At 49.3% G+C, this 13,960-nt stretch carries 12 protein-coding genes; 6 read left to right on the plus strand and 6 right to left on the minus strand.

What is annotated here, in order from left to right:
- A partial coding sequence (locus tag AB7D94_RS07590; RefSeq protein WP_420265166.1) for an ice-binding family protein occupies positions 1-857 on the minus strand: 857 nt, incomplete at its 3' end.
- A gap of 358 nt (positions 858-1,215) precedes the next feature.
- On the opposite strand from AB7D94_RS07590, the gene AB7D94_RS07595 reads away from it, so the two are divergent.
- Together AB7D94_RS07595 and AB7D94_RS07600 are read left to right on the plus strand one after the other, a co-directional pair.
- Positions 1,216-1,914, plus strand: coding sequence for a Crp/Fnr family transcriptional regulator (locus AB7D94_RS07595; protein ID WP_420265167.1), 699 nt, complete (start codon positions 1,216-1,218; stop codon positions 1,912-1,914).
- 106 nt (positions 1,915-2,020) lie between these two features.
- On the plus strand, positions 2,021-6,388 hold the full coding sequence (locus tag AB7D94_RS07600; RefSeq protein WP_420265168.1) for an RCC1 domain-containing protein: 4,368 nt from the start codon (positions 2,021-2,023) through the stop codon (positions 6,386-6,388).
- 87 nt (positions 6,389-6,475) lie between these two features.
- Here the strand turns inward: AB7D94_RS07600 and AB7D94_RS07605 are convergent, their stop codons facing one another.
- Genes AB7D94_RS07605 through AB7D94_RS07615 form a run of 3 tightly spaced genes read right to left on the minus strand, consistent with a single transcriptional unit; the run spans position 6,476 to position 9,017 of the window.
- On the minus strand, positions 6,476-7,837 hold the full coding sequence (locus AB7D94_RS07605; protein ID WP_420265169.1) for a cation:dicarboxylate symporter family transporter: 1,362 nt from the start codon (positions 7,835-7,837) through the stop codon (positions 6,476-6,478).
- Positions 7,838-7,963: a hypothetical protein gene (locus AB7D94_RS07610; RefSeq protein WP_420265181.1), complete on the minus strand. Its 126-nt coding sequence runs from the start codon at positions 7,961-7,963 to the stop codon at positions 7,838-7,840.
- Positions 7,964-8,003: 40 nt separating this feature from the next.
- Positions 8,004-9,017, minus strand: a complete 1,014-nt coding sequence (locus tag AB7D94_RS07615; protein WP_420265170.1) for an RpnC/YadD family protein — start codon at positions 9,015-9,017, stop codon at positions 8,004-8,006.
- A gap of 101 nt (positions 9,018-9,118) precedes the next feature.
- Between AB7D94_RS07615 and rpmE the strand changes: the two genes are divergently transcribed.
- Genes rpmE through AB7D94_RS07635 form a run of 4 tightly spaced genes read left to right on the plus strand, consistent with a single transcriptional unit; the run spans position 9,119 to position 11,906 of the window.
- Positions 9,119-9,325, plus strand: coding sequence for a 50S ribosomal protein L31 (gene rpmE / locus AB7D94_RS07620; RefSeq protein WP_420265171.1), 207 nt, complete (start codon positions 9,119-9,121; stop codon positions 9,323-9,325).
- Positions 9,326-9,333: 8 nt separating this feature from the next.
- On the plus strand, positions 9,334-10,239 hold the full coding sequence (locus AB7D94_RS07625; protein WP_420265173.1) for a DUF1385 domain-containing protein: 906 nt from the start codon (positions 9,334-9,336) through the stop codon (positions 10,237-10,239).
- The gene (gene prfA, locus AB7D94_RS07630; protein ID WP_420265175.1) at positions 10,232-11,302 is read left to right on the plus strand and encodes a peptide chain release factor 1; all 1,071 of its coding nucleotides are present in this window, start codon (positions 10,232-10,234) and stop codon (positions 11,300-11,302) included. The genes AB7D94_RS07625 and prfA overlap by 8 nt, the downstream gene beginning before the upstream one ends.
- Positions 11,303-11,309: 7 nt before the next feature.
- Entirely contained in the window at positions 11,310-11,906 is a 597-nt protein-coding gene (locus AB7D94_RS07635) for an L-threonylcarbamoyladenylate synthase (RefSeq protein ID WP_420265176.1), read from the plus strand.
- Here the strand turns inward: AB7D94_RS07635 and AB7D94_RS07640 are convergent, their stop codons facing one another.
- Together AB7D94_RS07640 and AB7D94_RS07645 are read right to left on the minus strand one after the other, a co-directional pair.
- Entirely contained in the window at positions 11,907-12,776 is an 870-nt protein-coding gene (locus AB7D94_RS07640) for a cyclic nucleotide-binding domain-containing protein (RefSeq protein WP_420265178.1), read from the minus strand. It abuts the gene before it with no gap.
- Positions 12,769-13,689 carry a cation diffusion facilitator family transporter gene (locus tag AB7D94_RS07645; RefSeq protein ID WP_420265179.1) on the minus strand — a complete coding sequence of 307 codons (921 nt, stop codon included), beginning with the start codon at positions 13,687-13,689 and terminating at the stop codon, positions 12,769-12,771. The genes AB7D94_RS07640 and AB7D94_RS07645 overlap by 8 nt, the downstream gene beginning before the upstream one ends.
- Positions 13,690-13,960: the final 271 nt, after the last annotated feature.

Genomic DNA, 13,960 nt, shown 5'->3' on the forward strand with positions numbered 1-13,960 from the left:
GTTGGCGTCGGCGTTGGTGTCGGTGTTGGCGTCGGTGTTGGTGTTGGCGTCGGCGTTGGCGTCGGCGTTGGTGTCGGTGTTGGCGTCGGTGTTGGTGTTGGCGTCGGCGTTGGCGTCGGTGTTGGTGTTGGCGTCGGTGTTGGTGTCGCGCAAGTGGTTGGGACAGTAATAGTATCCGCGTCTAACGTGACCGTACCGCCAGACACCATTAGTCTTCCTGTCACGGTAGAAAGATGTCCTGCTGTGACACCAGAATTATCAATAATAGTTCCCGAAAATGTAGAGTTTGCTCCAAGTGTCGTGGCTGCGCCTGGAGCCCAAAATATACTGTCTGCGCAGGCGCCACCGTCCAGGGAAATGACTGTATTGTCTGCTGTATTAAGGGCCGCTGATCTGAAGATATAGACGCCAGTGCCGCTGAGGTGGACTGTTGAGCCGATGCTCATCGCCCCGGCGGTGTAATAACAACCGGGAGGGATGACCCCTGCGGCACCACCACTAATGGATATCAAGGCCAGATCAACCGCACCAGGGCCAATATCTGTGCAGCTCTGGCCATTCAGATTATCCAGGGCAGTCTGTTGATCCGTTATTTGTGTTGTACAAGACCCAAATACCGTGCCGTTAGTTGTAGGTGGACTACCGGAGAGTGTAGTATAACAGACATCTCCATTTAGAGTGGTGGGGTTGGCATTGGCCAAAGTGCTGGATGTAACAGCGAATGTGCTGTTAGACAAAAGGTCTGGCGCGGTGGCGGCCAATGCGGGGGATGCCCCGCAAATAAACGCGACCAATACCAGACCCGCCAAAAGCCCCGGGCCAATCATACGGTAAAGGATATCTTCTATATTAAACATTTTCGATTCTCCTTATATTTCTATTGCCTTTTTCAACCTTCCCTCACAAAACGGCCTCCCGTAAACTTGTCAAGCCGCATCTCTCCACTACGGCCTGCGCACTGGCTTGACATCGGGATTAAGGAGAAAAGTTGCTCAATGTCTGCTGGTACTAATAATTGCTCTATTTACTATAATACCACTACTTGTATAAGTTGTCAAGTGTTATTTTTGCACGAATATCTAACGGTTTGGCAAAGGCGGGACTTAGTTATGAATTTATCTTGATTTTTACTAAGATGATGGTTTATCATCAACTTAATGTATCATAGTTATACTGGCGGCTAAAGAAATGGGACGGATTGAGGACGGGGGCATAATGGAAAAGGAAGCGAACATGCTCATCGGCGTTTTGAGGCACAGTCCTGTGTTTTCACATCTATCCGAGGACGAGCTTCGCATTGTTATCAGCAAGGTGCACATTCGGCAGTATGATAAAAACGCCAAATTTATGCACGAGGGCGACTCCAATAACTTCATGTACCTGATCATTTATGGAAGGGTTAAAATCAGCCTTGCCAACTCTGAGGGCAAAGAAATGATTCTGGCGATTCGGCAAAGCGGAGACTATTTCGGGGAGATGTCGTTGATTGACGGCAAGACCAATAGCGCCACCGTATGCGCTATGGAAAAGACCATGATTGCCGTTATTTATAAAGAAGATTTCTGCAGCTTGCTCCATTCCCAGCCCAAACTCCTGCTTGGTATGCTGCGCGAGTTGTGTTTTCGCCTGCGGGAGGCAAATGAAATTATCGAGAGGCTGTCCTATAACAAGGCCCCGCAGAAACTGGGGCTGCTATTTAAGAACTATATCAACCGCTATGGGAAAAAAGACAATGATTCTATCGTCTTAACCATAAGGCTGACCCATCAGGAAATCGCCGACATGAGCGGGCTTGCGCGGGAGACAGTTACGGCTACCGTCAATCAATGGAAGACTGACGGCTATATTACCACCAGCGCAGAGGGCTTATTTTGCTTTTCCCCATCTTTTTTAGAAAAATTCCTGATTTTGTAATCAGGATTACATAGCCTATGTAATTCAAATGACATACTCACCGCCCATTTATCTGTTATCCTAAAATCAAGGCAATAGAAAAATATCAGATTAACAGGAGGAGAACATGAAAAGGACGATTCTAATGGCAGGGTTAGTAGTTGGATTGATTTGCGCACTAATAGGCATAGTTTATGCCGGTGAGGCTCTTAAGTCAACGGAGCTGAACTCAGCTATCAGGGAAGCCGGTGCGCAGTGGCAGGCAGGTGAAACACCCCTTTCGTCTTTGACTGATGAGCAAAGGCAAGGGCGTTTAGGACTTATCCAGGCTACCCTGACAGGGCATGAGCGGCTCGCCCCGCTGACGCAAGGGTCAACCCTGCCGTCAAGCCTTGATTGGAGAAATAACAATGGCAACTGGGTCACGTCGGTTAAAGATCAGGGAAACTGCGGCTCTTGCTGGGCATTCAGCACAACCGCCGCGTTAGAGTCCTACACATTGAGGAAAAATAATACCCCCGGCAAGGACAACAACACCCCCTATTCATTAGACTTGTCCGAGCAGGTAGAGGTTTCATGCAGCGGCGCCGGAAGCTGCAACGGTGGTTATATCAACTATGCCTCGGACTTCTTACGCAATACAGGTTTGCCAGTGGAGTCCTGCTACGTATACACGGCAACCAACGGCTCATGCTCAAGCGCTTGTGGCAGCCGCGTATCCGCAGCGAACGCGATAAGCTCGTGGCAGTGGGTTTCAACTTCCACCACCACTGTTGACACGTTAAGAAACGCTCTCAATCTGTACGGCCCGTTAGTAACCACTATGGCGGTTTATTATGATTTCTTCTACTATACCAGCGGTATCTATAGCTACGTAAGCGGCCCTTATGAAGGTCTCCACGCAATACTAATCGTGGGCTACAATGACGCGCAGCAGTATTTTATCGTAAAAAATTCATGGGGTGCCAGTTGGGGTGAAAAGGGTTACTTCAGAATAGCGTACTCGCAGGTTACGGGCGTGGTGGGATTCGGCGTGGCCACAATAGCATACCCGTCACCAAGTATTACAGTAACCCCTGCCTCATTGACAGTAAAGGCCAGCTCATCAGGCACCGCGACAGTTTCAGGCGGCCAGTCGCCCTACTCTGCCACTACCGCAAATGCCCAAATTGCAACGGCCTCCGTAAGCGGTGCAACAGTTACCATTGCCGGTGTTTCAGCCGGCCAGACAACCATCACAGTTAAGGACAGCTCCGGCAACACCTCGACCATCTCTTTAACTGTTACATCAGTACCAGGGGCACCGGCGATAACGGCGGTAACCGCCGGAAATGGCCAGGCAACGGTTTCCTTCACAGCCCCGGCATCCGACGGTGGCAGCCCGATAACAAGCTACATAGTAACATCCAGCCCCGGTGGCCTGACCGCTACGGGGTCGTCATCGCCAATTACCATATCCGGCCTGACAAACGGCACTGCTTATACATTTACGGTTAAGGCAATCAACGCCATTGGCACAGGCCCGGCGTCCTCCGCCTCAGGCAGCGTAACACCCACATCTTCTGTGCTGGGAGCGCCCACAGCAGTAACCGCAACTGCCGGAAATGGCCAGGCAACGGTTTCCTTCACAGCCCCGGCATCCACTGGCGGTAACGTGATAACGGGCTATACGGTAACATCCAGCCCCGGCGGGATAACCGCAACAGGGAGTGCGTCACCCGTTACTGTAACCGGCCTGACAAACGGCACCGCTTATACATTTACGGTTAAGGCAAACATCGCCACTGGCTCAGGCCCGGCGTCCTCAGCCTCAAACAGCGTAACGCCTCAGGCGTCAGTACCTGGTGTGGCCACCGCGGTAACCGCAACGCCCGGCAACGCTCAGGCAATCGTGTCCTTCGCAGCCCCCGCGTCCAACGGAGGCAGCGCGATAACAGGCTATACGGTAACATCCAGCCCCGGTGGCCTGACTGCCACGGCGTCTGCGTCACCTATAACGGTATCCGGCCTGACAAACGGCACTGCTTATACATTCACGGTTAAGGCGATTAACAGCGTTGGCTCAGGTGCGGCGTCCTCCGCTTCAAACAGTGTAACACCATCGGCGACGGTCTCATCTGTTAGTATCGCCGTTTCAGCCGGAATTTACCATACGGCAGCGCTGAAAAACGACGGCACCGTATGGTCATGGGGTTATAATGCCTATGGTGAGTTAGGCAATGGCACAAATACGGACAGCAACACGCCTGTACAGGTAACTGGTTTATCGGGCGTCACCGCCATCTCTGTTGGTGGATACCACACTGCGGCGCTGAAAAGCGATGGCACGGTCTGGACTTGGGGTTATGGCGGCTATGGTGAGTTAGGCAACGGCTCTTATTCTGACAGCAATAAGCCCGTTCAGGTAAGCGGCTTAACAGGCGTTACCGCCATCTCCAGTGCGGCATTCCACACCGCGGCCCTCAAGAGCGATGGGACAGTATGGGCATGGGGAGACAACTCTAACGGCGAGTTAGGCAATGGCACAAATTCATACAGCAATAAGCCCGTTCAGGTAAGTGGTTTATCGGGCGTTACGTCTATTGCCACTAATGGTTATCACACGATAGCGCTGAAAAGTGACGGGACTGTGTGGGCATGGGGTTATAATGCCTATGGCCAGTTAGGCAATGGCTCTTATACGGACAGCTATAAGCCCGTACAGGTAACTGCTTTATCGGGCGTCACTGCCATATCCGGCGGCCTTTTCCATTCGGCGGCGCTGAAAAGTGACGGGACTGTGTGGACTTGGGGTTATGGCGGCTACGGCGAGCTAGGCAATGGCTCTTATTCAAGTGCCAATACGCCTGTGAAGGTAAGTGGTTTAACCGGAGCTACCGCCATCGCCGGTGGCGGTTACCACACGATGGCGCTGAAAAGTGACGGGACTGTGTGGACTTGGGGTTATGGCGGCTACGGCGAGCTAGGCAATGGCTCTTATTCAAGTGCCAACACACCCGTACAGGTAAGCGGTTTAACGGGCGTCAGCGCCATTGCGGCAGGGTGTCTGCACTCGGCGGCACTGAAGAGCAATTGGACTGTATGGGACTGGGGATACAACTACTATGGAGCGCTGGGCAACGCCACTAACACGACCACTGACGTCCCTGTTCAGGTAATATTCTCTAATAACAACACTACGACAACCTACACGGTAACCCCGTCGGCAGGCGCTAATGGCACAATTAGCCCCGCTACCGCTCAGACTGTGGCAAACGGCGGCACAAAGCAGTTCACAGTAACGCCAAACACCGGTTACACCGCCTCAGTTGGCGGCACTTGTAATGGAACTCTCTCAGGCAACACATACACAACCTCCGCCATTACCGGCAACTGCACGGTAGTTGCCTCGTTTACCGCCGTTACCTACACGGTAACCCCGTCGGCGGGCGCTAATGGCACAATTAGCCCCGCTACCGCTCAGACTGTGGCAAACGGCGGCACAAAGCAGTTCACAGTAACGCCAAACACCGGTTACACCGCCTCAGTTGGCGGCACTTGTAATGGAACTCTCTCAGGCAACACATACACAACCTCCGCCATTACCGGCAACTGCACGGTAGTTGCCTCGTTTACCGCCGTTACCTACACGGTAACCCCGTCGGCAGGCGCTAATGGCACGATTAGCCCTGCTACCGCTCAGAGCGTTATCTCCGGTAAAACGGCACAATTCACCGTAACGCCGGCCTCCGGTTACTACGCCTCGGTAGGTGGTGGTTGTAACGGTTCGCTCTCAGGCAATGTTTACACAACCTCCGCCATTACCGCTAACTGCACGGTAACCGCATATTTTTATCCGGTTATCTACACAGTAACGCCTTCGGCTGGTGCCAATGGCACGATAAGCCCCGCCACGGCGCAGAGCGCTACCAGTGGCAGTACTTTGAAGTTTACTGTTACACCGGCCCCCGGTTACACCGCGTCGGTTGGCGGCACTTGTAATGGAACTCTCTCAGGTAATACATACACCACTTCCGCCGTTACCTCTAACTGTACAGTAGTTGCAAGTTTTACCTTTGCTGGCTACACGGTAACGCCATCAGCCGGAGCTAATGGAACAATAAGCCCGGCAACCCCGCAGACAGTTGCCTCCGGTAAGACGGCACAATTCACCTTAACGCCGAATGCCGGTTACTACGCCTCGGTAGGTGGTGGTTGTAACGGTTCGCTCTCAGGCAATGTTTACACAACCTCTGCCATTGCCGCTAACTGCACTGTAACAGCGTATTTTTATCCGATTCTCTACACAGTCACCCCATCGGCTGGAGCCAATGGGACGATAAGCCCCGCCACGGCGCAGAGCGTTGCCAGTGGCAGCACAATGAAGTTCACAGTAACACCGGCCGCAGGTTACACCGCCTCAGTAAGTGGATGTGGAGGTTCCTTGTCCGGTAATATATACACGACCGACAAGATTACCGCCAATTGCGCAGTAACGGCTACATTTAAGAAATAGCCGGAACAAGCGAAGCTACAACAAACGCGGGGGGGAGCCATGCTCCCCCCTTTGTACTGCCGCATGTCCCCACGAAATTACAGTCAATCAGATGTCTTTCTCCTCATATAGTGAGTTCAGGTAGATGCAGACAAGGCTGTTGTCCGTGGAGTTGACCCCTGAGCGGAACGAATCCGGCAGCCCTAGCTGCAATCCCACAAAGATAGTTATGAAAACGGTGGCAACAGCAGCCGGAAGGTTATAAAAGGCCGCAAGGGGAGCGCCAAAAAGCAACAACTCCCCAGGGATTCCGGGCACCCCAAGCCCGATAATGACCACTATTGGGATGCTTATCAAAAGTTCAAAAAAAGAAAGCTCCACTCCGACTAATTTTGCCACAAATGCGGCCATTACAAAAACGCATATTGAAGTTCCATTAATACCGATATAACTTCCAATGGAAACGGTAAAGTCTCTTACCATTTTGTTTATTTCGGGAAAATGTTTATTAACCAAAGCAAGATTCAGAGGCATTGATAACGACTCTGAGGCCGTGGCAAACAAAAACGGAAACATCTGTATCCAGTAATTGGAAAAATAATGTTTAATGGAAAAACCACTTACAACCTTCCTGACAAAAAATACAAACCCCAAATGCCATAGCAATGTGGCCACGCCGACAAACATTGAAATAACAATATAAATGGCAAACAATCCCCCTGCGCTGTCTGCCGCAAGCGACATGCCAAAGACTTTAAAGTTGTGGAAATCCATAGCGCCTGAACCTTCTTTTATCATAATATTGTTTACCTCATCAGGCAGGGAGTATATGTAAACTCCAACCATAAACATGAAAACCGGTATGAGAGGAAAAAGGATATCGCCAAATTTCTCAATCAGTTTGGTAGGAACACTGACAATCTTATATATGGAAGTAAATTTGTTCGACAGCAAAGAAACCAAAACGGCCAATACTATCGCATATGAAAACGCATTTCTGGACAAGGACGACATCAATGTAATGACCGAGCCGCTGAACTCGCTGAAAGAGCCGTTAAAAGCGCGTGGAAGCAACGGCAATCTCAGGCAAAGAGAAGTGAAGGCTACCGCCCATATACAGGCTATCAACCTGGTTTTAAAAAAAAATAAAATCGCCCTCGCCGCGAACTCCCCCCTGCTCTCTTTAAAAATATAAGATAGTGAATAAGCTAAAACGAGAAAAATGACTACAGGAGACGCATACTTGTAACAATCAATAAGTGAGGATAGCCATGACGCTACATAGCTGCTCATGGCAAATGATGATTTTGCCGTCAATATGCCCAAAAAAAGACATGCGATAGCTATCACCGGCATCAATGCTTCAAGTTTCCTGAAATTAAACAATGCTTTAATAAGGTACATAGACACTCCTCCCTGTTTGATTGAAAACAATATGAGGTGTGATGTCAACAGCGGACACCAATTCATTCATGCCACAGCTCTTTTTTCATAGAACTGTTCTTCATAAGTGGCTGGGGATAGGAATCCGAGCCGAGCCTGAGTTCTCTGATTGTTATAGAAAACCTCTATGTCGTGGTCAGTGATGTCATCAATTGCTTCTTGCCTTGTTCCGTAATGACGATGACAAACGAGTTCATTCTTGAGTGTTCCCCAAGAAGTCTTTCAATTCTTCCGCCGAGGCGGCTTTCCTGATGAGATTTTTAAATTCGTCCAATTTATCTATGGTCGGCAGGACACGAACCTTGTCCATCAGCGCAACTCCGGTTAAACCATATTTTAGTTCAAGTCCTAACTCTATACCCGCAAGCAGGCCTTCCCGCTTGCCTTCAAGCAACCCCTTGAGTTGGCCCCTCTGTTCACCCTCAAGCAAGCCTTCCTGTTTCCCCTTAATCATCCCCTGCTCTATTCCTTTTGTCATCCCCTGCTCACACCCCTGCCTGAATCTTATATCTCTCTCTAAATCATATACTAATGCCATAGCCTCTGCCTCCTTAGACACTTCGCACTGTAAATCCCTCAACTGCGACAGGACTTCCACCTGCCTTATGTACTTACCACGGAGCGTTTCCTCCGGCACCAGTTCATTTAATCGCTCAAGTATCTCTCTGATAAATATTTTAACACCTTTCTTCTGATAATTGCACAAAATAGATATTATTACCTCTTCAGGCTTATCCGAATATAAAAACTTTTCACAGTCAACATCCCGCATATCAATGAGATTATATTTATGGGTCGTTGTCTTTGTTGAAAGGCTGTCTTTCATCGTAAGCGGCTCATTCCCAATGTAAAACACGTATTGCACCGGCTGAATTCCGTGAACTTCTGTCAGATAAACCCAATACCGCAGCTCCCGATATACCATCTTAGAATAGTTGGTCGCCTGAAATTCGATATGTAACAAAGATATGGAGCCATCTTCCAGTTCTACCCGTAAAATAAAGTCGGCCTCGCGTTCGTTTGTTATTTGAAGTTTGGTCTCTATTGCCGTAGATTTAACGATTTTCAAGCCGATTACCCTGGTTATCAGGGTATCTACCACATCCTTCAGGATTTCTTTCAGAATCTTATCATATCGCTTGGACATTTGATAGTATTGTAACATTTTGAGATGTTTAAAGCGTATGGCTGCAACCGAAATTCCCATACCATTATTTTTTTCCTCCGGGCAAAATCAGGCCTTTTAAAATCGTTCTGTATATGTTATAATCAGTATTCTATATTTGAATTGATACAAGGAGGCAGCCGTTGAAAGAGGGAATACATCCTAATTACAAAGACGCAAAGGCGACATGCGCCTGTGGTGTGGTGTTTGAGACCAAGTCAACAAAGCCGGCCATTACTGTTGACATCTGCTCAAAGTGCCACCCGTTTTACACCGGAAAGCAGAAGATTGTTGACGCTGAGGGTCGTGTAGAGAAATTTAAGAGGAAATATGCGGGTACAAAGGCGTAGGTTCGGAAATGAAAGTAGGCGGACAGGCCGTCATCGAAGGTGTTATGATGAAGTCGAAGGATTTATGGTCTGTTGCCGTGAGAGACCCAAAGGGCGTTATTCACGTTAAGAAGGAGCGGTTGCGTCCACTGCCAAAGGTTCTGAAACTACCGTTTATCAGAGGTGTTTACGCGCTTTACCAGTCGCTTGCCCTTGGCGTGAAGGCCATAAATTACTCCGCCTCAAAGGCCCTTGACGAAGACGAAGGGGAAAAGCCCATGAGTTCAGCCACGATTACGCTGACGATGCTTTTTGCCTTTGTCATGGGGATTGGGATTTTCTTATTTCTGCCGCTGTATCTCACAAAACTCCTCGCGCTGGTTGTCAGGCCAATTGCTGAGAGTTCTTTTCTTTTTAATATAGCGGACGGCATTTTAAGGGTAGGGTTCTTTGTGGTTTATATCTTTGTGATAAGCCTGTGGAAGGACATGAGGAGGATTTTCGAGTATCACGGGGCAGAGCACAAAGTAATATTCGCCTTTGAGGCAGGGACAGATATGGAGCTTTCAAGCATAAAAAAATTTGGCACCCACCACCCGCGATGCGGCACGAGTTTTCTCTTTATCGTCATGCTGATGAGTATCCTTGTTTTTTCCATCATACCAAAGACCTGGGATTTTTCATGGAAATTCGGCTCGCGGGTAGTCCTGATACCGCTGATTGCGGGCTGTTCATATGAGGTGTTACGATATTCGGCCAGGGCAAGCGCCAATCCGATAATCAAGTTTTTGATTCAACCCGGATTGCTGCTTCAGCGCATCACCACGAAAGACCCCGATGACTCACAGATAGAGGTAGCCCTGCGTGCCCTCGCCGAGGTTGTCCCCGGCTTAAAGCCTGATATGCCAGAGATGGACAAACAAGCTTATGATTGAAAAACTCAACGCCATAGAGGAAAAATACGAAGAGATTACAGCAAAACTCTCAGACCCCGCCATCCTTTCGTCGCAAAAGGACTATCTCAGGTTCTCGAAAGAGAGCGCTGACCTTGAGCCTCTTATTGGCAAAATACAAAGCTACAGAAAGATGCTTGACGCCTTAGAGGCGGCGGAGTCAATAATAAAGGACACCTCAGACGAAGAACTTAGTGAGATGGCAAGAGAGGAAATTGACGAGCTTAAGGTCAAAATCCCCGCAATTGAGACAGAACTGAAACTGATGCTTGTGCCCAAAGACCCGCGTGACGGTAAGAATGTCGTAATAGAAATCCGTGCCGGCACAGGAGGCGAGGAGGCCGCCCTGTTTGTGACTGACCTGTTTCGTATGTACTCCAAATATGCGGAGCTGAAGAACTGGAAGGTGGAAATAATAGACTCCAACCCCACTGGCATTGGGGGCAACAGAGAGATGACCGCCACCATCTCAGGACGCGGTGCTTACAGCAAGCTGAAATACGAAAGCGGCGTCCACAGGGTTCAGCGCGTGCCTATTACTGAGGCATCAGGAAGGATACACACATCCGCCTCAACTGTGGCCGTGCTGCCAGAGGCCGAGGAGATTGATCTAAAAATAGACGAAAAAGACCTTCGCGTTGATACATTCTGCTCATCAGGCCCCGGTGGACAAGGGGTAAACACCACATATTCGGCCATCAGGATTGTACATATACCGACGGGGGTTACCGTGCAGTGCCAGGACGAACGCTCCCAACTGAAGAACAAGATTCGGGCAATGAAGGTCCTCAGATCAAGACTATACGACATGGAGATAGAAAAACAAGACCGCATGCGCGCCGACTCAAGAAAATCACAAGTAGGCTCAGGCGACAGAAGCGAGCGCATAAGGACATACAATTTCCCCCAAAACAGGGTTACCGACCACAGAATTGGGCTTACCCTGCACAGGCTCACGCAGGTGCTTGAGGGCGATATGGAGGAAATCATAGAGACCCTCTCAACACATTTCGAGGCCAAAAAACTTCAGGACATCGCTGTATAATTCTGCTGTGCTCCTAAGATTGTCAGAAACCCCTGAGCAGGTTGCCCTTGAGACCGCGTTACAATATCTGAAAGCGGGAAAGATAATCGCCTACCCTACGGAGACATTCTACGGACTCGGTGTAGCCTACGACAACAGCGAAGGGCTGAGGCGGCTGTGGGAGCTTAAGAAGAGGCCCCCCGATAAACCATTTCCACTTATTGTGGGGGATGTTGATATGCTTGGGCTTCTGACCGGGGTAATTGACCCTGTGGCATTGGCCTTGGCCGCGAGGTACTGGCCCGGGCCTCTGACGATACTTTTTAATGCCAAAGCGGGGCTGTCTTCCTTTATCACCGGCAAAGACGGCAAGGTGGCGGTACGGGTGCCGGGGGCACCGGCGGCGGGGCTGGCAAAGTACGCCATGTTTCCCGTGACCTCAACCAGTGCAAATATATCAAACGCACCGCCGCCGTCAGACGCGCAAACCGTCCTTGACTACTTTGGAAATTCGATTGACCTGATAATTGACGGCGGCAGGACAAGAGGCGGCCTCCCATCCACTATCGTGGCGATAATCAACGGGCAGATACGTGTTATCAGAGACGGGGCGGCCAGGCTCTAATCAACGTGCCGGGCTTTCCGGATTTTTATATGAGTAAAGGGCAAGGTCTCTGATCTTCCTGTCGGCCCTTCTGAGGCGTTCACTGAATATATAGGCAAACTTTTTATATAATTTTAACGTAATTATATCGTCGTAGCTGTTCATAATGGCCTTGTCAAGCTCAAAGAGCATAATTTCTTCGTTTGCAACAGCCCTTGCTGAACGCGTGGAATCCTCAAGCAGGGCCATTTCCCCGAAACACTCGCCCTTCTTAAGTTCTGCGAGGCGCTCTATCTTGCCGCTTTCCAATTGCTTGTAAATGGAGATAGAGCCGTCAACAATGACGTAAAACCTGTCGCCGGGCTGCCCCTCGTCAAAGATGAGTTCGTCTTTCTTGTAGCGCCTGAGTTTACTCATCCTGAGGAGTTTTACGATGTCCTCGTCTGTCATAAAAGAAAAGAAATCCAGTTGCCTGATTTTCGCGTACGTCTCGGCCACTACCGAGGACTCACTCCTCGTGGCGTCGCTTATGGCCTTCTGGACGTCTGTCATTTGAAAGGGAAACTTTAAGACTGCGCTCACGCCGTCGTTATACAGTTGTTTTAATTCGCTGGCATTGAGTTCATCCTTATAGAGCAGGATTATTCGTTTATGGCCAAGGGTAGGATGAGACTTAATCGTGTTTAAGAAGTCTGTCTTTGAGTTTATGATGGAATCGTGGTCTATTATTATTAGGTCACATTTCTCGCGTAACAGGAATTCAACGACATTTTTGGGGTCATTGACAGTATGAATGGCAGTGTAGCCGACGTACCTCAACGTGCCTTTTGTAACATCCCGCACGGCAATGTCCCGTTGTATAACTATCAGAATACTTAGAGCTTTATCCACGCGTTTTCCCTCCGTTGTCCTTATTCCAGCCGCACTCACCCGGGCACATATCGGTCATAATGGTGCATGGCTCCGGGTGTATTACCACCTTGCAGTTGTTCAGCTCTTTAGCGATGCTGCCCTCTATTATATCCATTGTAGTATGGGTTTTGGCAATCGTTTCGTTAGCGCACACGGTAAGGTGCAAATCAATATGCCTTTCGCTTCCGGCCTTTCTGGTTCGCAGTTCATGGTAGTCTTTAATGTAATCTGACTTAGAATCAAGGATTTTTTTTATTGACGTGACCTCTTCCTCCGGCAGCGAGTTGTCAAGGAGGGCGCCGATAGATTTTTTTGTTATCATAACACCCTCGTAAAAAATCAAAAGTGAAATACTGACGGCCGCGATGGGGTCTATAATATGGCGGCCTGTCAGCGTGATTAAGACAAGGGCTGCCAATACGGCAAGTGAACTATAAATATCCGCCGAGAGGTGTTTGGCATCCGCCTCAAGGGCGGGAGAATCAGTTTGCTTTGCGACTTTAAACAGATAGCGGGAAGTAAAAAAATTAACTACAACCGACACCACCATTACCGCAATTGCCACACCGGGCATAGACAATCGAACGCCCGTCCTGAGTTTATCAATTGCCTCAAGGACAATCAACACCGCCGCAATGATAATAAGCACGGCCTCAGCCACGGCGCTCAGGTTTTCAATCTTTCCATGTCCGTAGGGATGGTCTGAGTCCGGCGGCACACCGGCTTGTCTTATGCTGAAAAAGGCCATTATCGCCGCCGCGAGGTCTATGGAGCTGTGAATCGCCTCAGAGATCATACTTACGCTGCCGGTAATTGTACCGGCCATTATCTTGAACACTACAAGGGTTGAATTAGAAAGCACTGATACAAGAGCAGCGTTTTTTAGTCTCATAATCTGCCCGCCTTATATCTTCACAGGGTATGATTCCATTGATAGCTATAGTATATACGTTATAAAGGCAAAAGCGCAACCGCGCGCCACGGTAAATTTGTTTTCCTTCATAAGTAAGCGGTAGTTGCTTAGTTTGTTGCCATCCTTGCCCCTTTCTGTCATTCCGGCTTGTCCAGAATCGTCCCTTAAATGGTTGTTTCATGATGATTTTCCCTGTTCTGAGATATAAGGACAATAGGGGTAGGGAAGGCTCTCACCTCCCCTCCCTCCG

Source organism: Candidatus Magnetominusculus dajiuhuensis, assembly GCF_046044395.1.
In the GTDB taxonomy this organism is placed as follows: domain Bacteria; phylum Nitrospirota; class Thermodesulfovibrionia; order Thermodesulfovibrionales; family Magnetobacteriaceae; genus Magnetominusculus; species Magnetominusculus dajiuhuensis.

Coding starts and splice junctions, on each gene's coding strand:
- AB7D94_RS07615 (WP_420265170.1), bottom strand. CDS start 9,017: ATGGGAATTTCGGTTGCAGCCATACGCTTTAAACATCTCAAAATGTTA.
- AB7D94_RS07595 (WP_420265167.1), top strand. CDS start 1,216: ATGGAAAAGGAAGCGAACATGCTCATCGGCGTTTTGAGGCACAGTCCT.
- AB7D94_RS07600 (WP_420265168.1), top strand. CDS start 2,021: ATGAAAAGGACGATTCTAATGGCAGGGTTAGTAGTTGGATTGATTTGC.
- AB7D94_RS07605 (WP_420265169.1), bottom strand. CDS start 7,837: ATGAATTGGTGTCCGCTGTTGACATCACACCTCATATTGTTTTCAATC.
- prfA (WP_420265175.1), top strand. CDS start 10,232: ATGATTGAAAAACTCAACGCCATAGAGGAAAAATACGAAGAGATTACA.
- AB7D94_RS07625 (WP_420265173.1), top strand. CDS start 9,334: ATGAAAGTAGGCGGACAGGCCGTCATCGAAGGTGTTATGATGAAGTCG.
- AB7D94_RS07645 (WP_420265179.1), bottom strand. CDS start 13,689: ATGAGACTAAAAAACGCTGCTCTTGTATCAGTGCTTTCTAATTCAACC.